This window comes from Planococcus daihaiensis (assembly GCF_049262615.1).
Classification (GTDB): domain Bacteria; phylum Bacillota; class Bacilli; order Bacillales_A; family Planococcaceae; genus Planococcus.
The window spans coordinates 2,958,654-2,977,720 of record NZ_CP175504.1 but is presented as its reverse complement, the minus strand read 5'-3'; the positions used below and the strand labels follow the sequence as shown (position 1 = coordinate 2,977,720).

Below are 19,067 nucleotides of genomic sequence, written 5' to 3'. Positions count from 1 at the left end.
CTCCAGTATAGCACACGCAGCTGTTCTTCAGAGTTCACGCGTGAAGAAATCAAATCCAAGCGCCGTCAGGATGCCAAAAGCGAGTGTCCAGACCGCAATGCTGATCGTCAGCCAGACGGTCGTATTTTTTTTCGTGGCGCCGAGCGTCATGCCGATGAATGCCGCAATATGCGTGCCAATTAAGATTGGACCAACCATCGCTAACCCCGGCAATCCGTATTTATTCCAGATCCGTTTGGCGCGCTCGCTTTTTTTGTTTACCGTTTTGCCTTTTGCTTCCTGGCGTTTATTGTACCAAACCTTGAAACGGTCAAAGCCGATGACGAGCGCCAGAACGGTTACCATATTGCCGACAAACGCCAGAAGCATGACCCAAAACGGCGACAGCCCCCAAACGATGCCGAGCGGGATGACCAGGCCGATTTCGAACCAGGGAATTGCCGCTCCCAGAAAAACTAAAAAATATTCAAAAATCATTCTTCTGCCCCCTTAAAATGTTTGCGAATTTCCGCGTAATAAATCCAGTATTGAGCGAACGCTAATCCAAGGATAGCGTAGATGATCGCCAGTCGCGGCAGCGGAAAGATGATGACAATTATGGCAAGTGCCGGCAAAGCCCAGGAATAGAAAGTATAAACTTTTTGCACAGCCCGTCTTGTAATATGGGTCATTCCTTCATCAGCCTCCAGATATTCCGGCGGCCGTATGGATATCATGGAGATTTTCTGCTGGGGATTGTTCTTATTGTATTGTTTGACCTTCACACTGAATACGATCAACAGGATCAGATACAGGAGGAGTGAACCGAAAACCAGCAGTGCTTCGAAACCTGCCACTTCGTATGAGATACTCGTTTTTGTCTCGTTATGGATGAATTCTGTTGTCGGTGAATTGATGCCCAGTGCAAATACGCCCAACACAGCGATGAATGCCATCATCCACAACGGATAAGTTAATCTGATATCATTTTTCATGCTCTTTCTCCCCTTCCAGCCAGAATAATTCGTTGACATCCACCTGCAGCGCCTTCGCCAATTTCAGGGAGAGCGTGATGGACGGTGAAAATTCTCCTTTTTCAATAAAGGCAATCGTCTGCCGCGTCACATCCACTTGCTTGCCCAAATCGCTTTGCGTCAAGCTATGCCGAGCACGCATTTCCTTCACCCGATTCTTCAGCATCCAATTCATCCTTCCTGTCAAGATGTTCGGTATCTATAACATAATGTACATTATACTTAACATTTTGTAAAGTATTATTTGCTTTTTCGGACCGCTGGAAGCGGTCCAAGCATTCAAAAAGGCATACGCCGGGTTTGCGCATGCCTTAGGGTTTAGCGTTTTTCAATTGTTTAGGACGTGGATTTCTCTCTTTTTGGGTTGAAAGGATGTTTTTCGCGAATAAAATCAAAAAACCCCGACCAATTTCGGTCGGGGCTCACTATTTATTCGAATGTAATTTTCGCTACCGTGTCTTTGTCTAATTTTTTGATGACTTCGACAATCAGTTTTACAGCATTTTCGTAATCGTCGCGGTGCAGGATTCCTGCATGTGAGTGAATGTAGCGAGTCGCTACGCCAATCGCCAATGCCGGAACGCCGTTAGCCGTCAGGTGAATCGCGCCGGCATCCGTGCCGCCGCCTGCAACCGTTTCGAACTGGTAAGGGATGCCCGCTGCTTCCGCTGTGTCCACAACGAATTCACGCAAGCCGCGGTGAGATACCATCGATGCATCGAACAGAAGGATCTGTGGTCCGTCGCCCATTTTGCTGTTCGATTCCTGAGCGGTGATGCCCGGTGTATCGCCGGCAATGCCCACGTCCACGGCAAAGCCGATGTCCGGCTGGATTTTCGCTGCAGCTGTTTTCGCACCTCGCAGTCCGACTTCTTCCTGGACAGTTCCGACGCCGTAAACAACGTTCGGGTGTTCCTGGCCTTTGAGGCCTTTCAACACATCAACTGCGATTGCGCAGCCGATGCGGTTATCCCAAGCTTTTGCCATCAGGAATTTTTCATTGTTCATCACATTGAATTCGAAATAAGGTGTCACCATGTCTCCCGGTGTAATGCCCCATTCCTTCACTTCGTCACGTGACGATGCGCCGATATCAATAAACATGTCTTTGATCTCAACAGGCTTTTTGCGCGCTTCCGGCGATAGGATGTGCGGCGGTTTCGAACCGATTACGCCAATAACTTCCTTGCCGCTGCGAGTAGTGATCGTCACGCGCTGTGCCAGCATTACCTGGTTCCACCAGCCGCCAACGGTCTGGAATTTCAGGAATCCCTTATCGTCGATCTGGGAAATCATAAAGCCAACTTCATCCAGGTGTCCGGCAACCATGATTTTCGGTCCGTCGGCTTTCCCTTCTTTTTTCGCGATCAGGCTTCCCAGTCCGTCTGTTTCAACAGAATCTGCAAACGGCGTTATGTATTTCTTCATGACTTCGCGCGATTGGCGCTCGTTGCCCGGTATGCCGTTAGCATCCGTTAAGTCTTTCAGCATTTGTAATGTTTCATCTAATTTTACCAATTATTTCGACCTCCTAAATAATCTCACTTCTTCATTATAAATGAACATGCGCATATATTCAAAATATTCATCAAAAAGATTAATAGCCATCCTTTTGGCGGTCGTAGTTTTTCTGGTTTTTCGCAAGATACGCGTCCATCACATCGTCGTATGTGAAGCCCAATATCTCTGCAATCGCGCCGTAGCAGCTCCAGACTGTCTGGTAGGTGGACATGGAATGCTGCTCCATAAATTCCAGGATGCTCTTATTGGTCTTCAGGAACAATGCGGTTAAATCCTTGTCAGCCAAGGGTACAGGCTCCGGCCATTCCTTCAGCATATTCAAATCCTGGTCGATTCCCAGCGACAAGAGGAAATGGATCGAATCCACATATTCCTCGAGAATCACTTCCCGGTCAGACGGCCCTTTCGAACTCCAAAACTTGAATGCGCGGGTTTCATTCGCCAGTTCGGCAAGTTCAACAATCAGCGCCAGCCCTTTCTTGTCGAATAAATCACCCTCCACATTATTATTCTTTTGAATATAGCGGTCCAATTCTTCCTGCATTGTGAACAATTTCTCTAAATTCATATAAATCCTCCTTTATTTCAATAAATCTTGAAACCATCCATCTTTACGTCCGTATTATACATGACGAACACTTTTCAAAGGGGGTATTTTGCATGGCCATCATTATCCGATTTCTTGTGATTGCATTAATCATCTACCTGTTTTACAGGTTATTGCGCTATGTATTCGACCCGAAAAGAAAGTTTGATGCGGCGGTTGAGAATAAATCCTATTATTTCTACGACGATGTTCAAAACGTCCGCAAGAATTTTTTCATTACGCTTCGCGGCGTAATTTTTGAAGGAGAAAAATACCTGGGCACCACGGATGACGCATTTGAAGTGGTTTCAATATTCGTCTGGGCAGAAGATCCCGACAGCCTTCAGGGCTTCACAAAAGAGGATTTTCATTTTCTCGAAAAGGAAATCCTCATGAATTACCCGAATGCCGACATCAACTGGAAAAACCCGATTGAACAATTAATGAAGGGCTGAGCCCCGATTATTGCAGACCGAATTCACTGTAAACCCACACAAGCAATGCTGCCTGCAGCATCGCCAGCACCAGGAAACCGATCCGGAAATTCGTGTGTTTCGTTTTGTGGCGGAAAGCCATCATGCCGAGATAGGCACCCATGCCGCCGCCGAACAATGCGACACGCCAAAGATTCTTTTCGGGAATGCGCTGGCCACTTCGCTGCGCCTGCCGTTTGTCGATTTTCATCATCGCGAAAGCCATGATTGATAGGATTGCAAGGTAAGCTGCAATGATTACGAACATTTGATTCCCTCCATTAAAAAAGACTGGCGAATGATCGCCAGTCTTTTTTGTGTATTGATTTTATTTGTTTAAAGCTTTTTTAGCCTGGTCAGCAAGTGCTGTGAAAGCTACTGCATCAGATACAGCGATTTCAGCAAGCATTTTGCGGTTGATGTCGATACCGGCAACTTTAAGACCGTTCATAAGACGGCTGTAAGAGATGTCGTTCAAACGCGCTGCTGCGTTGATACGAGTGATCCACAATCTGCGGAAATCACGTTTTTTGTTGCGACGGTCACGGTAAGCATAGTTACCTGACTTCATCACCTGTTGGTTTGCTACTTTGAAAAGGATGTGCTTTGCACCATAATAACCTTTTGCTAATTTAATGACCTTTTTACGACGCTGGCGCGTCACTGTTCCACCTTTTACGCGTGGCATATCACATTACCTCCTGCTTGAATATAAAAAATTCGATTTTTTGTTCAGTCTTAGTCTTACTTCATGTTGTAGATCAAAGATTTAATGCGTTTCAAGTCGCCAGCAGATACAAGCTTCCCTTTACGGAGTTTACGCTTTTGCTTAGTCGATTTGTTTGCAAATAAATGGCTTGTGTGTGAACGATTGCGTCTTACTTTACCTGTTCCAGTTTTCTTGAAACGTTTTGACGCACCGCTATGGCTTTTCATTTTCGGCATTTCGAGTTCCTCCTAAACAATTGTACTGTTATTCTTTTTCGTGAATTGGAGCCAGCATCAAGAACATGCTGCGTCCGTCCATTTTAGGGCGCTGTTCAACCGTAGCAACATCTTTGCACGCTTCTGCGAAACGTTCAAGAACGCGCTGTCCGATTTCTTTGTGCGTAATCGCACGGCCTTTAAAACGGATTGAAGCTTTAACTTTGTCGCCTTTTTCAAGGAACTTGATTGCGTTCCGAAGCTTCGTGTTAAAGTCATGATCGTCGATTCCAGGGCTCAAACGAACCTCTTTCACTACGATGACTTTCTGATTCTTGCGAATCTCACGTTCCTTCTTCTGCTGTTCAAACTTGAATTTACCGTGGTCCATAATGCGGGCAACCGGCGGCTTAGCTGTAGGAGCCACAAGTACCAGATCCAAGTTGACACGGCCTGCAATTTCTAGCGCTTCGGTACGCGTTTTAATGCCGAGTTGTTCACCGTTTTGATCAATAACCCGTAATTCCCGTGCACGAATGCCTTCGTTTACATTACTGTCTTTGCTAATAATAATCCACCTCCGGATAGTGTTGCGAATAGCTTAAAATGCGTAACCGACCATGTCGGTTTACAGGTTCCGATCCAAAGAAAAAGCGGATGGGCCTCGTTCGGCCCACCCGCAATTTATGACAACACGCCGCAGCGTGACAAAGTCAAATCGTGTCTACCTGCCAACAAATGGTCGATCAGGTGAGAAGCGGGTGCTCCTGCTTGCACATATAAGTATTCTATAACCTTATTCATAGTATCACGCAGCAGAACCCGTGTCAACAAACTTATCGAAGTTCTCCCTGAATCATCGACAGGAAGTCTTCAAACGGCATGCTTACCGATTTCTGTTCGCCGTATTTGCGGACGTTCACGGAACCGTCTTCCATTTCCTTGTCTCCAAGAACCAGCATATAAGGAACTTTTTGCATTTGCGCTTCACGGATCTTGTAGCCGAGCTTTTCATCCCGCTCATCAATATCGATACGCAATTTATGCGCCTGCAATTTTTCTTGCACATCTTTCGCGTAATCGCTGTGCACATCGAGTGAAACCGGAATAACTTCCACTTGAACCGGTGCCAGCCAAGTTGGGAATGCCCCTTTGTATTCTTCGATCAGGAAGGCCACGAACCGTTCCATCGTCGAAACGACTCCGCGGTGGATAACAACCGGGCGGTGCTGCTTGCCGTCTTCTCCGATATACGAAAGGTCAAAACGTTCCGGCAGAAGGAAATCAAGCTGCACAGTAGAAAGAGTCTCTTCTTTGCCGAGCGCTGTTTTCACCTGCACATCAAGTTTCGGACCATAGAATGCCGCTTCTCCTTCAGCTTCCACATAATCCAAGCCCATATCATCCATCGCTTCTTTCAGCATGGATTGTGCGCGCTCCCACATTGCGTCGTCATCGAAGTATTTCTCTTTATCCGCAGGATCACGGTAAGACACACGGAATGAATAATCGTTGATGTTGAAATCTTTGTATACATCAATAACCAGATTCACAACGCGAATAAATTCTTCCTTGATCTGATCCGGACGCACAAATAGATGCGCATCGTTCAATGTCATACCCCGAACACGCTGCAGTCCGGATAGGGCTCCTGACATTTCGTAGCGGTGCATTGTGCCAAGTTCAGCGATACGAACCGGCATCTGGCGATAAGAATGGATGCCCTGTTTGAAAATCATCATATGATGCGGGCAGTTCATCGGACGAAGCACGAGGTCTTCGTTATCCATTTTCATGACCGGGAACATATCTTCCTGGTAATGGTCCCAGTGGCCGCTTGTTTTATATAATTCAACGCTGCCGAGTACCGGTGTATAAACGTGGTCATAGCCCAGACGTTCTTCTTTATCAACGATATAGCGCTCGATGATGCGGCGGATTGTCGCGCCTTTCGGCAGCCACATCGGCAACCCCTGGCCGACTTTCTGGGAATTCATAAACAGGTTCAATTCTTTACCGATTTTGCGGTGATCGCGCTCTTTCGCTTCTTCCAGCATTTCAAGATGCGCTTTCAAATCTTCTTTTTTGAAGAAAGCAGTGCCGTAAATGCGCTGCAGCATTTTATTGTCGCTATTGCCTCTCCAGTAAGCACCAGCAACGCTCAGCAATTTGAATTCCTTCAGCTTGCCAGTCGCCGGCACGTGGATACCGCGGCAGAGATCGAAAAAGTCACCTTGTTCATAGATGGAAACCTGGTCGTCTTCCGCAATCGCTTCGAGCAATTCCAATTTATACGGATCTTCAATCGCAGCGAAACGTTCCTGCGCTTCTGCGCGTGTCACATCCTGGCGTACGATTTCAAGGTTCTCTCCGATGATCCTTTTCATTTCCTTCTCGATTTTCGGCAGGTCTTCCGCAGTGATTGCTGAAGCAGTGTCGATATCGTAATAAAATCCGTTTTCAATTACCGGACCGACACCGAGTTTGGCATCAGGATACAGTCGTTTGACTGCCTGCGCCATTAAATGCGCAGAGCTGTGGCGCAGTATTTCCAACGCTTCGTCCGACTCCGCAGTGATGATGCCGATTTCTCCATCTTCATTGAGCGGTGCTTTCAAATCAACCAGGCGGTCGCCAAGTTTGCCGGCAAGCGCTTTTTTGCGCAAGCCCGGGCTGATGGTTTGAGCTACGTCTTCAGTAGTAGTTCCCCGTTCGAATTCCTTAACTGCCCCGTCCGGGAATTTTAAATTGATCATGTCTGACATAGCAATCTCTCCTTTTTCCTCATACTTTTTTCCACACAAAAAGCCCCATCCCAAAGGGACGAAGCTCAGTTCGTGGTTCCACCCTTCTTCTGTTCCGATCAGAAAACTGATTGGAACGAAGCTCTGCATCGGCTAACGGGCCGGTTGCCGGCAGCTGCTACTCCAAAGTTCACAACTGCTGCTCGGAGGCGGTAAATGGATTGCCGTTTCTTAAGAAGCTCTCAGCCTGGACTTCTCTCTCTGGCAGTCGTTCAATCCATTATTGTCCTCGTCATTGCATTTAAAATCATAGTTCGATTAGACACATTATACACCAAATACACCCAAAACACAATCGCTGTGCGGTTAATCGCGGCGGTTGCGGCCGTCCAGTTTCACTGGCACCGTCAAAGCACGGATTCGTTCCATGACGCGTGCCGCTTTCAGATCTTCTTTCTCACCGCGCTGTGAATAGGTGAGGTGATGCTGAAGTTCCGAATAGCTGAAATTCGACGTCATGAACGTCGGCAATTTTTCCGCCATGCGGTAATGAAGGATCGTACCAAGCACTTCATCGCGGGTCCAGCTCGACATCGCTTCCGCACCGATATCATCGAGCATCAGCACGTCGGCTTTTTTCACGTAATCGACTTTTTCCTGCAGCGTCTGGTCACCGATTGCCTGTTTCATTTCGCGCATGAATTCCGGCACGAATACGAGAACGGATTTCACATTCATCTCAGCCAGTTCATTTGCCACCGCACTGAGAAGATACGATTTGCCGATGCCGAATTTGCCGTATAGAAACAGGCCTTTATCCGGAAGATTGTCGGGTCCCGTCGCCTGATCCAGGAAATTGCCGACGGCACGGAATGCTTCCATGCGGCTGTCGTCAAGTTCAAAGCCGGAAAGAGTCGCCTGCATAACTTCCTTTGGCATATACATGCTGTGAATCAGGGAGCTGGCACGGCGTTTATTGTCGTAGGCTGTCTTCGACTTGCAGGCTGTATAGGCGATGCCAATCGTATTTCGCTCCAATACCAGGTTCGGTTCGAAGCCCTTCAGATGATTGATGCAGGCGTCCAGGCTCGGGCATTTATTGCAGTCATGCGATTGGTCGATATACTCATACAATTTATGCATGCCGCGGTCGACGGTGCTTTTATCGATATCCTCTGCATGGTCTTCCAGAAATTTTTGGACACCGGGATTCTCAAGCACTTCTTTGCGCATATCATTATAGCGTTCGGAAAAAGCGGGTGCATTGACAACGCGTTTTAAGGTTTCCCGAATCGGTTCCATTTAATCGCCCTTCCCTTTTCTCAAAGCAAGTTTCGCCAGGAGTTTTTGCTTTTCGACTTCCAAGCTTTCGTTTTTCGGAGAGTTAACGGCCTGCGGTTCGTCTTTCGTATAGAACCATTCCGGCAATTTTTCCTCACGGACAGGTTTTCCACCGGAGCGCATTGAAGATCTTGAAGCTGCGGTCGGCGATCCTTCCGATTTCCACTTCACGTACTGGGCATGTTCTGTGCGCGCCAATTCCATTGCTTCAGCGGCAGTGGACACGTTTTTACGGATCCAATGGGAAGCAATTTTCTCTACATAACTTTTCGTCAATTTCATATCAGTCCGCAGCAGGACATATTGGAGCAGCACATTTACCACTGCCGGCTCCATTCCGTGATGCATCACCAGGTTATTGGCAAGCTGAACATCTGCCGACAGCGGTTCTTTGCCTCCCGCAATATCCCGGAGTACATCGATGGGTGACGCCGATTCGAGATATTGAACCAATTCATCCTGTTGTGTCTTCGGCTCCTCTTTCGTTTCCGGGGCTTTGACAAAGACCGGTTCCAATTTTGGCGCACTGGTGGACACGGTCATCTTATAATACTCGGAAGCTGATTTTTTAATTCCTTCTATAGTAAGCCGGTAATCATCATCAATCGCCAGTAAAATCACTTTCTGCATTTCAAGCGGCCCCCAGCCATAAAGGAAAGCCAGTTTGCAGATGGTGTCTTTGATCGCTGCAGTCAACACCCGTTTCGGGACAAGTTCCTCGGAAAGGCCTTGATGCAGCAGGCTGAAATCAAAATCGTATTCTGCCTTGTAACCTTTCCGTCGGCGTTGCTGCATTTGTTGCGAATCCTGTGGATAGCCGGCCTTGGCATGGACCGGCTGGAAAATATCGGTAAAAATACGTGTCACTTCTTCGAACGAGTCCGTATTTTCTTCGGGCATGATAAAACGGTCACGCACTCTGCGATACGCAATGTCCCCGATTTTGCTGAACAGGAACATCGACAGCAATGGATCAGCGAAAAAATCTTTCGGGTCGAGCGGCGGGCATAATTCATACAGGAAAGTGCGGGAATCGGTTCCCTTCCGGTACGTTTTGATCAGCCCGATCGCTTCCAGCTGGATGCGCGATTCAAAAACTTTCGAAATCGGCATGCCCAGTGTATTCATCAGCGAATAATGCGGCGTTTCGGTCCGCATAGCTTCTCCTTCCGCCCACAGCGTCAGATAAAGCGATACAGCTTCGGCACCGACCATCGGCTGATAAAGCAACGTCAACAATTGGCGGTCATAATCAGAAAATGGATACGGCAACCGGATCTTAAAAGCATCAGCCGGCTGCAATTCCTTATAAAATGCAGTCATATGTCACCGCCTTACTCGGATGTCTTGTCATCCGGATTCTTATTCAATAAATCTTTCAGCTCGTCTATAAATACATTGATGTCTTTGAACTGACGATAAACGGAGGCGAAACGGACATAAGCCACTTCATCAATCGCTGCCAGCCTGTCCATCACCATTTCTCCAACCTGTTCGGATTTCACTTCAGCATTGCCGATTCTGCGCAGATCCTTTTCGATATTGAAAACCAGTTCCTCAAGCTTTTCCAGTGGCACTGGACGCTTTTCACAGGCACGGATCAAACCGCGCAGCACTTTTTCACGGCTGAACTCTTCGCGGGAACCATCTTTTTTCACGACAATCAGCGGCATCTCTTCCACTTTTTCGAAAGTGGTGAAACGATAGCCGCATTCTTCGCATTCCCGTCTTCTCCTGATCGATTTCAATTCATCTACTGGCCGCGAATCGACAACGCGGGTACCATTATGCTGACAAGCCGGACATTTCATTTTGACATCTCCCCAAATTCTCTTTCTGTTGCTATAAGTATAACAAAATTTCCGTGTTTATTATATTTCATTTTGGAATCTTGCTATAAATGAATACCAATAATCTTCAATAACCGATATTCCGCAAAACAGCTCGCTTGCCTGGGGGCTCGCGCTGAGCTAACTCGGTCTCGTTTCACTTCGCCCGAGTGGATCTCAGCACTTCGCTTGGCCCCTTGGGCGTCTTCGCTGTTTTGCTCCATATCTTTAGAAGTTCTTCCGGCAAGGAATCAGTATATGAAATACTGTTGCTTTAGTTCAACGTGGATAACGCTTAGCTAACTCGGGCATTCGCCCGAGTGGATTGCAGTACAACATTTGTTCCTAAGTCCTCTTAATTTTTTATCATGTCCAGAAGTGGTTTCCAGCGAAGGAGCGCGCCAGGAGCAGGCGAATGCCGACGGAGTAAAAGACGAGTGCCCTTCTCGGCTTATGCGGGAGCTAAGGTGCGCCACGAACTTGCGGCGCCTCCTTTGCGACGAGCAGTGCGCAGGAGCATAATCTTTGCACTGTCCAAAGAGACGAAGCGGCATATTAACAATATCTTATAATATGTACTCAAATAGAAAAAGCAGAGGATTAGCTCCCCTGCTTTACTGGTATGGTTTAATGGATTATGCAGTTACTGTAACTTTGGTTTTTCCAGCACCAACTGGACCCATTCCACGTTGCAATTCTTTAACTTCACTCGATTGCGAGCCAAGTGCCAGAGCGATATAATCCGCTGCAATAGTCGGATCCATTTCGCCGCAAGTATATACATCTACACTCGCATAGCCGTGTTCAGGAAAGCTGTGGATTGTTAGGTGTGATTCAGAAATAATTACTACGCCGCTTACGCCCTGTGGCGCAAATTTGTGAAAAGCGACCTCGCGGACTTCTGCCCCTGATTTGAGTGCTGCATCAACAAAAGTTTGTTCGATAAAATCCATATCGTTTAATTTGTCAAAATCACACTGCCAAAGTTCTGCAATTACGTGACGTCCCATTGTTTCCATGGTTCGTTTCCCCCTTTGATATCATTTTGGTTTCGTGCTCAAAATATTCAAAGTTGACTACCACGGGGGAAAGTTAGTCCAAAGAGGTCCTAACCCTTTAAGCAGTCATGTGAATAAATATTCTTCGTCCTGATTCCTCATTGAGCTTTGGAATCGTCCGGAAGAAAGTAGCCTTTTTTAGCTACGAGACATAGTATATGATTTTTCCCGTGGAAATGCAAGAAAATAAACTGATATAAATTTCTTTTTTTTCATGGATTTTTCTTACAATTTAAAAAACCACTTTTTCATATTAATAGAAAAAGTGGTTTTTGTCATTAAATTGCGTTCATTGCAGATGCGACCCGTTTCGTTAGGTCGATAACGCGGGCAGAATAGCCCCATTCGTTGTCATACCAGGCCAAAACTTTCACTTTGCGTTTTCCCAGCACCATTGTGGACAATCCATCAATGATGGCTGAATCAGTCGTTGTATTGAAATCCTTGGAAACCAAAGGCTCCATCGTGAAGCTCAAGATTCCCTCCATCGGACCTGTGGCTGCGTTGATGAACGCTTCGTTGACTTCTTCAACCGTCACATCTTGATTCAAATCGACTACTAGGTCAACCAGTGAGACGTTCGGCGTCGGAACCCGCAACGCAATGCCGTGCAGTTTCCCTTCCAATTCAGGCAAGACCTGTGACAGCGCTTTCGCGGCGCCGGTAGAAGTCGGGATGATCGATTGGCCGCAAGAACGGGCACGTCGTAAATCTTTATGCGGGTTATCCAGGTTTTTCTGGTCGTTTGTATAAGCGTGTACTGTTGTCATCAAACCGTTGTCGATTCCAAACGAATCGTTGAGGACTTTTGCAACCGGCGCGAGACAATTTGTCGTGCAGCTGGCGTTTGAAATGACATGGTGATTGTCGATATCCAGTTTGTCTTCGTTGACACCCATCACGATCATGATGTCTTCTTTTTTGCCTGGAGCAGTCAGGATGACTTTTTTCGCACCGGCTTCAAGGTGCAGTGCAGCCTTTTCGCGCGAATTGAATTTTCCTGTAGCTTCAATGACAATATCAATGCCCATGTCTTTCCATGGAAGTTGCAAAGGGTCGCGTTCGCTGACCAATTGGACCCGTTTACCATTAACAATTAAAGCTCCTTCTTCAGCTTTTACTTCGCCATCGAAAGTGCCATGATTAGTGTCATACTTTATCAAATGAGCCAAAGTTTCAGCAGGATAGCTGGCATTTACCGCTGAAATCGTTACATCATCCATCAGGATGGCCTGTCTGAACACCATACGGCCGATACGGCCAAATCCATTAATTGCAATAGAAACAGTCATTTAAAAGTCCCCCATTAATTAAGTTATACTTATTTTTTAATTCGTTATATAGTATAACACATTATGTCGATTCCAGAACCTCATAACCGGACGAATATATCAACTTTGTGAATTTTCACTGCCACTGCTCCAGGATCCGCTCCAATTGTCGGGCTGTTTCTTCGATTGTCCCATTATTATAAATAACGGCGTCAGCCCCTTCTTCTTTCACAGACATCGGCAGCTGTGAGCCAATTCGGGCTCTGGCATCCTTTTCGCTCAAGCCGTTCCGTTCAATCAGCCGGGCAAGCTGGTTTTCTTCCGTTACGCTGACGACAAGAATTTTATCGACAAAATGCTGCAATTTGCTTTCGAACAGCAATGGAATATCCATCACAATGGTCTGAAATCCTTCCGTAAGATATTCGTCTCGCTGGCGCAGCATTTCTGCACGGATTGCCGGATGGATGATATCGTTCAATTGTTTTCTCTTCACAGGGTCAGAAAAAATATAGGCGCCTACCTTTTCCCGGTCCATCGTGCCATCTGGCTTGATTACTTCTGCACCAAATAAAACCTCAATTTTGCTCAGCGTCTCTGAGCCGGGTTCCACCACTTGCCGGGCGACCATGTCCGCGTCAATTATCGGAAAGCCCATTTCTTCCAGCATTTTTGAAACAGTGCTTTTGCCGCTGGCTATACTTCCTGTCAATCCAATGATCATCATCAGCCCTCATTTTTGGCATGCCGGGCAGTAAACAGAAGTGCGTCCCCCGATTTTCAGGGTTTTCGTCACCGTGCCACAAGTCATGCATTGTTTTTTACCGTATATGGCAAAGCGGTTTTGCATGCCCCCCGATTCGCCGTTGATGTTCCGGTAATCAGAGATGGTGCTGCCGCCTGCTTCGATGCTTTCCAATAAAATATTGACAACCGCCTCAAATAGCTCAACTCTTCGTTTTTGGCTGATCCGCTGTGCAGTTCTGTTCGGATGGATTTTCATCCGGAAAAGGGCTTCCGTCGCATAAATATTGCCTGCTCCTGAAATCACCTGCCCGTCCATAATGACTTCTTTGATCGGTTTATTGCGGTATTTCGGACTTTCGGACATAGCCAGGAAATGCTGCATCGCCCCTTCTGCAAATGGTTCCGGAGCCATCAATAATAGTGGCGGATAATCGCCTTCATGGAGCAGTACGCGCATTTCGCCGAAGCGCCGGATATCCGAATATGCGAGAAGATTACCGTCACTCAAAGTCAGCACCACATGGACATGTTTGCGAAACTTTTCTTCCGGAATCGACAGCAGGCTATCGACGTAAAACCAAGCACCCGACATCCCCAGATGGTTGACGAGGAGAAATTCCTCTTCTTTTCTTAATCCAAAATAAATATACTTGCTGCGCCGTTCGACGCTGACAATCTGTGAACCTGTTACACGATCAATAAAACTGTCGGCTTCTATTTTCTTTAGGATTGCTTCCCTGCCGCCGGTTTTGGAAAGTCGAATGGTGTCAGAGACAAACACATTGTCAATCCTTTTACCGATGGCAGCAGGACGTATCTGCCGGACAACGCCTTCCACTTCCGGAAGTTCAGGCATATTATCGGCCTCCCATCATTTTGTTTCATACCAGGTATCGCCATGTGCGATATCGACTTTCAGTGGAACATTCAGTGCAACAGCCGATTCCATTACTTCCGGAACCAATTCCATCAAACGAGCCAATTCGTCTTTCGGTGCTTCGAAAATTAGCTCATCGTGCACTTGAAGAAGCATATTTGTTTCCAGGCCTTCGCGTTCGAGTGCTTCGTCCATATCGATCATCGCCTTTTTGATGATATCGGCCGCACTCCCCTGAATCGGCGTGTTCATTGCCGTACGCTCTGCAAAGCTGCGCAGATTGAAATTCGAACTTGTAATGTCGGGCAGGTAGCGGCGGCGGTTCATCAATGTCGTTACAAAGCCGTCTTTCTTTGCCGAAGCTACGATATTGGTCATATATTGTTGAACCCCCGGGAAGCTCTTCAGATAGCGATCGATAAATTCCGCCGCTTCTTTGCGGGGAATATTGAGGTTTTGTGACAGACCGTAATCACTGATGCCATACACAATACCAAAGTTGACCGCTTTGGCCGCACTGCGCATAGCACCTGTCACTTCTTCGAGCGGTACATGGAAGACGTCTGCCGCTGTGGCCGTATGGATATCCCGATCATCTTTGAATGCCTGAACGAGGCGTTCGTCTTCGGACATATGGGCAAGCACCCGCAACTCAATTTGCGAATAATCTGCAGCGACCATCACCCAATCGGGATGGGATGGCACAAACGCTTTTCTGATTTTACGCCCCTCTTCCAGGCGCACGGGAATATTCTGCAGGTTCGGATTGGTCGAACTTAAACGCCCTGTCGTAGTCAATGCCTGCTGGAAACGGGTATGGATCTTGCCGTCTTCATGAATTTCCTTCAATAAACCTTCTATATAAGTGGACAGCAGCTTGCCGAGCTGGCGGTACAGCAGAATATGCGAAATGATTTCGTGCTGCCCTTCCAATTTCTCCAGCACGTCAGCCGCTGTCGAGTAGCCGGTCTTGGTTTTTTTCAACGGCGGCAAGCCCAGTTTTTCAAAAAGAATGACGCCTAGTTGTTTTGGCGAATTGATGTTGAATTCCTGGCCCGCCAGGCTGTAAATTTCCACTTCGATTTTCTCAAGTTTTGCGGACAATTCTTTGCCCATATCGGACAGCTGCGCACGGTCCACCATGACACCGAGCGACTCCATTTCACCCAGCACCTTGGCCAGCGGCAGTTCCAATTTATCGTAAAGATCAAATTGTTTATTGTCCTCCAGCTTTTTGATGATGATGTCGCGCACTTTCCAGATTGCCCGTGCTTTTCTGGCAATATGTTCGTGCAGGATAGCATCCTCCGGCACTTTCTTCTTCGCGCCTTTTCCGTAAATCTGTTCATTCGTGGAAACATCTGTGTAGCCGTATTCCAGCACGATGTTCGACATATCCGTATAGGTCAGAGATGGATTCACAATATAGGCGCCGAGCATCAAATCAAAGTCGACGCCGTCCAATTGGATTTCACTGCGCAAAAAAGCGGCAGTCGAAGCTTTGGAATCTGACATATATTTCCTCTTCGCCGGATCTGCCAGCCACGCTTTGAACGTTTCCGAACCCTTTGCAACCTCCATCGGAATGACATAGGTTTCGTCGTTGTCTGACAGCGCGACGCCGAGCAAATCGCAGGTGTGATAATGTTCATCATACATTTCGAGATGGATTGCCATTTCATCTTTTAAAATAGACGGGTCCACTTCTGTCACTACGCTAAATTTCAATTCTTCTTTGACTGTTTCTTCAGCGGTGTAATCCATTTTTTCCAACAGCGATTTGAAGGACAGCTCATTCCAGATCCGGACCAATTCATCCTGGTCAGGACCGGCATAGCTCAATTCCTCAATTTTCACTTCGACCGGCGCCTGGCGTTCGATCGTCGCCAGTTTCTTGCTGATGTAGGCCAGGTCTTCATTGGCAACCAATTTTTCTTTCATCTTCCCTTTTTGCTGTTCGATCGCCTCGTAAACGCCTTCCACTGAACCATGGGCGGCAAGCAGTTTCAACGCTGTTTTCTCACCAACCCCGGGAACTCCCGGTATATTATCGGAAGCATCGCCCATCAGGCCCTTCATGTCGATGATCTGCAAAGGCGTCAAGCCATATTTTTCTTTGATGTGGTCCACCGTATATTTTTCGATATCTGTAATCCCTTTGCGGGTAATATAAACCGTTGTCGATGGCGAAGCCAATTGCGTCATATCCTTGTCTCCTGAAATGACAATGACTTCGTCGCCTTGCTGTTCCGCTTCCAGGCTGAGCGTGCCGATAATGTCGTCCGCCTCGTAATTCGGGAGTTCATATTGCTTGATGCGGTAAGCATCGATCAGCTTCCGCAAATAAGGGAATTGCTCGGATAATTCCGGTGGCGTTTTTTGGCGTCCGCCTTTATATTCACCAAACATCTCATTTCGGAATGTTGTCTTCCCCGCATCAAATGCGACCATCATATGTGTTGGCTGTTCCTCTTCAAGAATTCGTTGGAGCATCATCGTGAAACCATAGACAGCATTGGTGTGAATGCCGTTGTCATTTGTCAGCAATGGCAGCGCGAAAAATGCGCGATACGCCAAACTGTTGCCGTCCAGTAATAGTATTTTCTTAGTCACAAAATTACCCCTTTCAATAAAAAAACCGTCATTCCCTTTATTTTACCACGCGGGCAAAAAGAAGAGAAATGACGGCTCGGTTTATTCCATTATCCCGGTAAGGACACTTGCGTAAGGTGAATCCGATGGCAGGATGATGACGGTATCCTCGCCGATCGTTTTCGTATAGGACTGGAGTGAACGATACAATTGGTAGAACTCCGAATCCTTCGAAAATGATTCGTTGTAAATCTGTGCCGCTTCGGATTCCCCATCGGCCTGGATCAATGCGGCTTCTTTGCGCGCAGTGGCGATGACTTCCTGGGCTTCGCGATCAGCCTGTGCTTCGATTTCCTGTTTCTTCGCATCTCCCTGCGACAGATAATCCTGTGCTGTAGAGTCACGTTCTGAAATCATCCGGATATAAACCGATTGCTCGTTTTCTTCCGGAAGGTCCGTCCGTTTCATCCGGACATCCGCTACACGAATGCCGTACTGGTCCTGTTCAAGCAATTCATTCACTTTCGCTGTCACGTTGTCGTTCAGACTGCCTCTTGAAGAATTCTCATCATTGATGATTTCGTCGTAATTCAATTGGCCGAGTTCTGAACGAATGACGGAGTAGATAAACTCTTCCATGCGCGACTCCGCATTGACGATTGTCACCGCATTGGTGATCAGATTACGCGGGTCCGTGACTTGCCAAACCGCATAATTATCAATGATGATGCGCTTTTTGTCGCGTGTATTGATTTCAGCTTCCGACACGTCGTAGATCATCTTGTGTTTCGGCAGCGTGGTCAGGCTTTGGATAAACGGAATTTTCATATGCAGCCCCGGCTCTTCTTTAATGCCCACTACTTCACCAAATTGGCGGACGACCCGGTATTCGCTTTCTTTGACAACATAGATATTGGTCAAAATGATCAGCAATGCAATAAAAGCCAATGTCAGGGCTACGATCATTTTCCAATATTTTTTGAAATTGATTGGATCTTTCGGTGGCTTGCTCGGTTTGGAAGGTTTATAGGCATTGAATTTGCTCGGTTCATTTTGCGGCTTATTCGTTTCCATTAATTGTCCCCTCCCGTTTCAGCTTCAGCTACCGGCGGCAATACGGCCTGATTGTCTCCGAGCGGCAGGTATTTCATCGTGCCGCCTTCATCGTTCATGATGTACAGTTTTGCGCTCGGCAGAACCGATTCCAAGGTTTCCAGAATCAGGCGCTGTCTTGTGACGTCGGGATTGGCTTCGTATTCCGTGAATAGTTTATCGAAGACCGCGACGTCCCCAAGAGCCTGTTCCACCCGTGCCACTTTCTGGCCTTCAGCGCGGGAATTAATCGCCGCTTTTTCACCCAGTGCTTCGTTGCGTTTCTGGTTTTCATATTTTCGTGCTTCATTGATTTTCGTATTCATCGTTTCCCGTGCATCCGTCACATTCGTGAATGCCGCACGCACTTCTTCGTTCGGCAGTTCAACATCCTGTAATTTTACCGCCAGGACTGAAATGCCAATGTCGTATTTCTCGATCAACGATGCCAGCAGATCCCGTGTATCTGCTTCAATTTCCGCTTTTCCGGAAGTCAGTGCGTCATCAATCAGCGAGTTGCCGATGATGGAACGAATGGATGCAGACGTGGCATCGTGCAGGATGTCTTCAGGTTTTTCTGCATGGAACAGGAATTTTTTTGGATCTGTAATTTTCCATTGCACGACCAAATCTGTCAGCACAATGTATTCATCCCCCGTGATCATTTTCGTTTCTTTATCGAATGACACAATTTCACCGTCTTCATCCTGGCTGTAGCCAAATTGAAGGCTGTAAGTTTCCTTGGACAAAGTTTCAGCCCGCTGAATCGGCCACGGCATTTTAAAATGCAGACCGGGTTCCACAATGGTTTCATTGACGACACCGAACGTGATGATTACGGCCTGCTCGGATTCATCCACTGTGTACCAGGACGTGAGAACGGCTACGAGAAGCAGGATTCCTGCGATGGACAAGCCAATGATGGACAGTATTTTTTTTGCTGTCATATTCTTTCCCCCCAATTTATTTCTATGTACAGTTAATATACGGAAAAACTGT

The 19,067-nt window shown here is 47.0% G+C and carries 21 protein-coding genes; 1 reads left to right on the top strand and 20 read right to left on the bottom strand.

Features of this window, described 5'->3' with window-relative positions; translation table 11 throughout:
• Positions 1–27: 27 nt before the first annotated feature.
• From DHX103_RS14825 to DHX103_RS14805, 5 genes are all read right to left on the bottom strand, one after another.
• Positions 28–477, bottom strand: coding sequence for a small multi-drug export protein (locus DHX103_RS14825; RefSeq protein ID WP_422122994.1), 450 nt, complete (start codon positions 475–477; stop codon positions 28–30).
• Positions 474–974, bottom strand: a complete 501-nt coding sequence (locus DHX103_RS14820) for a hypothetical protein (protein ID WP_422122993.1) — start codon at positions 972–974, stop codon at positions 474–476. The genes DHX103_RS14825 and DHX103_RS14820 overlap by 4 nt, the downstream gene beginning before the upstream one ends.
• Entirely contained in the window at positions 964–1,179 is a 216-nt protein-coding gene (locus DHX103_RS14815) for a helix-turn-helix transcriptional regulator (RefSeq protein ID WP_422122992.1), read from the bottom strand. Before DHX103_RS14815 ends, DHX103_RS14820 begins: the two co-directional genes overlap by 11 nt.
• 263 nt (positions 1,180–1,442) lie before the next feature.
• Positions 1,443–2,531 (bottom strand): M42 family metallopeptidase, encoded by a 1,089-nt coding sequence (locus DHX103_RS14810; protein WP_422122991.1) that lies wholly within the window; start codon positions 2,529–2,531, stop codon positions 1,443–1,445.
• 79 nt (positions 2,532–2,610) lie between these two features.
• Positions 2,611–3,102: a dUTP diphosphatase gene (locus DHX103_RS14805; protein WP_422122990.1), complete on the bottom strand. Its 492-nt coding sequence runs from the start codon at positions 3,100–3,102 to the stop codon at positions 2,611–2,613.
• A gap of 92 nt (positions 3,103–3,194) precedes the next feature.
• Between DHX103_RS14805 and DHX103_RS14800 the strand changes: the two genes are divergently transcribed.
• Positions 3,195–3,575: a sigma-w pathway protein ysdB gene (locus tag DHX103_RS14800; protein ID WP_422122989.1), complete on the top strand. Its 381-nt coding sequence runs from the start codon at positions 3,195–3,197 to the stop codon at positions 3,573–3,575.
• 7 nt (positions 3,576–3,582) lie between these two features.
• Here the strand turns inward: DHX103_RS14800 and DHX103_RS14795 are convergent, their stop codons facing one another.
• The 15 genes from DHX103_RS14795 to hflK all read right to left on the bottom strand — a co-directional run bounded on the left by DHX103_RS14795 (position 3,583) and on the right by hflK (position 19,015).
• Positions 3,583–3,861, bottom strand: coding sequence for a DUF1294 domain-containing protein (locus DHX103_RS14795; protein WP_422122988.1), 279 nt, complete (start codon positions 3,859–3,861; stop codon positions 3,583–3,585).
• A gap of 60 nt (positions 3,862–3,921) precedes the next feature.
• Entirely contained in the window at positions 3,922–4,281 is a 360-nt protein-coding gene (gene rplT / locus DHX103_RS14790; protein ID WP_144838869.1) for a 50S ribosomal protein L20, read from the bottom strand.
• 56 nt (positions 4,282–4,337) lie between these two features.
• The gene (rpmI, locus tag DHX103_RS14785) at positions 4,338–4,538 is read right to left on the bottom strand and encodes a 50S ribosomal protein L35 (protein ID WP_144838867.1); all 201 of its coding nucleotides are present in this window, start codon (positions 4,536–4,538) and stop codon (positions 4,338–4,340) included.
• 28 nt (positions 4,539–4,566) lie between these two features.
• Positions 4,567–5,088 carry a translation initiation factor IF-3 gene (gene infC, locus DHX103_RS14780; protein WP_422124793.1) on the bottom strand — a complete coding sequence of 174 codons (522 nt, stop codon included), beginning with the start codon at positions 5,086–5,088 and terminating at the stop codon, positions 4,567–4,569.
• A gap of 265 nt (positions 5,089–5,353) precedes the next feature.
• The gene (gene thrS, locus DHX103_RS14775; protein ID WP_422122987.1) at positions 5,354–7,282 is read right to left on the bottom strand and encodes a threonine--tRNA ligase; all 1,929 of its coding nucleotides are present in this window, start codon (positions 7,280–7,282) and stop codon (positions 5,354–5,356) included.
• A 345-nt stretch (positions 7,283–7,627) separates the two neighbouring features.
• Positions 7,628–8,563, bottom strand: a complete 936-nt coding sequence (gene dnaI / locus DHX103_RS14770) for a primosomal protein DnaI (protein WP_422122986.1) — start codon at positions 8,561–8,563, stop codon at positions 7,628–7,630.
• Complete coding sequence (locus tag DHX103_RS14765; protein WP_422122985.1) at positions 8,564–9,925, bottom strand: replication initiation and membrane attachment family protein; 1,362 nt, start codon at positions 9,923–9,925, stop codon at positions 8,564–8,566.
• A gap of 11 nt (positions 9,926–9,936) precedes the next feature.
• On the bottom strand, positions 9,937–10,413 hold the full coding sequence (gene nrdR / locus DHX103_RS14760) for a transcriptional regulator NrdR (RefSeq protein WP_422122984.1): 477 nt from the start codon (positions 10,411–10,413) through the stop codon (positions 9,937–9,939).
• Positions 10,414–11,066: 653 nt separating this feature from the next.
• Positions 11,067–11,450, bottom strand: coding sequence for an adenosylmethionine decarboxylase (speD, locus tag DHX103_RS14755; protein ID WP_422122983.1), 384 nt, complete (start codon positions 11,448–11,450; stop codon positions 11,067–11,069).
• A gap of 317 nt (positions 11,451–11,767) precedes the next feature.
• Complete coding sequence (locus DHX103_RS14750) at positions 11,768–12,781, bottom strand: glyceraldehyde-3-phosphate dehydrogenase (protein WP_422122982.1); 1,014 nt, start codon at positions 12,779–12,781, stop codon at positions 11,768–11,770.
• 115 nt (positions 12,782–12,896) lie between these two features.
• The gene (coaE, locus tag DHX103_RS14745) at positions 12,897–13,484 is read right to left on the bottom strand and encodes a dephospho-CoA kinase (protein ID WP_422122981.1); all 588 of its coding nucleotides are present in this window, start codon (positions 13,482–13,484) and stop codon (positions 12,897–12,899) included.
• A gap of 9 nt (positions 13,485–13,493) precedes the next feature.
• Positions 13,494–14,363: a bifunctional DNA-formamidopyrimidine glycosylase/DNA-(apurinic or apyrimidinic site) lyase gene (gene mutM / locus DHX103_RS14740; RefSeq protein WP_422122980.1), complete on the bottom strand. Its 870-nt coding sequence runs from the start codon at positions 14,361–14,363 to the stop codon at positions 13,494–13,496.
• Between the two features lie 15 nt (positions 14,364–14,378).
• Entirely contained in the window at positions 14,379–16,997 is a 2,619-nt protein-coding gene (gene polA / locus DHX103_RS14735) for a DNA polymerase I (protein ID WP_422122979.1), read from the bottom strand.
• Between the two features lie 81 nt (positions 16,998–17,078).
• Complete coding sequence (gene hflC / locus DHX103_RS14730; RefSeq protein WP_422122978.1) at positions 17,079–18,050, bottom strand: protease modulator HflC; 972 nt, start codon at positions 18,048–18,050, stop codon at positions 17,079–17,081.
• Positions 18,050–19,015, bottom strand: coding sequence for an FtsH protease activity modulator HflK (gene hflK / locus DHX103_RS14725; RefSeq protein ID WP_422122977.1), 966 nt, complete (start codon positions 19,013–19,015; stop codon positions 18,050–18,052). Before hflK ends, hflC begins: the two co-directional genes overlap by 1 nt.
• Positions 19,016–19,067 lie beyond the last annotated feature (52 nt).

Excerpts from the sequence above, each read along its gene's own strand:
- DHX103_RS14825 (WP_422122994.1), bottom strand. The coding sequence starts at position 477 with ATGATTTTTGAATATTTTTTAGTTTTTCTGGGAGCGGCAATTCCCTGG.
- DHX103_RS14820 (WP_422122993.1), bottom strand. The coding sequence starts at position 974 with ATGAAAAATGATATCAGATTAACTTATCCGTTGTGGATGATGGCATTC.
- DHX103_RS14815 (WP_422122992.1), bottom strand. The coding sequence starts at position 1,179 with ATGCTGAAGAATCGGGTGAAGGAAATGCGTGCTCGGCATAGCTTGACG.
- DHX103_RS14805 (WP_422122990.1), bottom strand. The coding sequence starts at position 3,102 with ATGAATTTAGAGAAATTGTTCACAATGCAGGAAGAATTGGACCGCTAT.
- DHX103_RS14800 (WP_422122989.1), top strand. The coding sequence starts at position 3,195 with ATGGCCATCATTATCCGATTTCTTGTGATTGCATTAATCATCTACCTG.
- DHX103_RS14795 (WP_422122988.1), bottom strand. The coding sequence starts at position 3,861 with ATGTTCGTAATCATTGCAGCTTACCTTGCAATCCTATCAATCATGGCT.
- rplT (WP_144838869.1), bottom strand. The coding sequence starts at position 4,281 with ATGCCACGCGTAAAAGGTGGAACAGTGACGCGCCAGCGTCGTAAAAAG.
- rpmI (WP_144838867.1), bottom strand. The coding sequence starts at position 4,538 with ATGCCGAAAATGAAAAGCCATAGCGGTGCGTCAAAACGTTTCAAGAAA.
- thrS (WP_422122987.1), bottom strand. The coding sequence starts at position 7,282 with ATGTCAGACATGATCAATTTAAAATTCCCGGACGGGGCAGTTAAGGAA.
- dnaI (WP_422122986.1), bottom strand. The coding sequence starts at position 8,563 with ATGGAACCGATTCGGGAAACCTTAAAACGCGTTGTCAATGCACCCGCT.
- DHX103_RS14765 (WP_422122985.1), bottom strand. The coding sequence starts at position 9,925 with ATGACTGCATTTTATAAGGAATTGCAGCCGGCTGATGCTTTTAAGATC.
- nrdR (WP_422122984.1), bottom strand. The coding sequence starts at position 10,413 with ATGAAATGTCCGGCTTGTCAGCATAATGGTACCCGCGTTGTCGATTCG.
- speD (WP_422122983.1), bottom strand. The coding sequence starts at position 11,450 with ATGGAAACAATGGGACGTCACGTAATTGCAGAACTTTGGCAGTGTGAT.
- DHX103_RS14750 (WP_422122982.1), bottom strand. The coding sequence starts at position 12,781 with ATGACTGTTTCTATTGCAATTAATGGATTTGGCCGTATCGGCCGTATG.
- coaE (WP_422122981.1), bottom strand. The coding sequence starts at position 13,484 with ATGATCATTGGATTGACAGGAAGTATAGCCAGCGGCAAAAGCACTGTT.
- mutM (WP_422122980.1), bottom strand. The coding sequence starts at position 14,363 with ATGCCTGAACTTCCGGAAGTGGAAGGCGTTGTCCGGCAGATACGTCCT.
- hflC (WP_422122978.1), bottom strand. The coding sequence starts at position 18,050 with ATGGAAACGAATAAGCCGCAAAATGAACCGAGCAAATTCAATGCCTAT.
- hflK (WP_422122977.1), bottom strand. The coding sequence starts at position 19,015 with ATGACAGCAAAAAAAATACTGTCCATCATTGGCTTGTCCATCGCAGGA.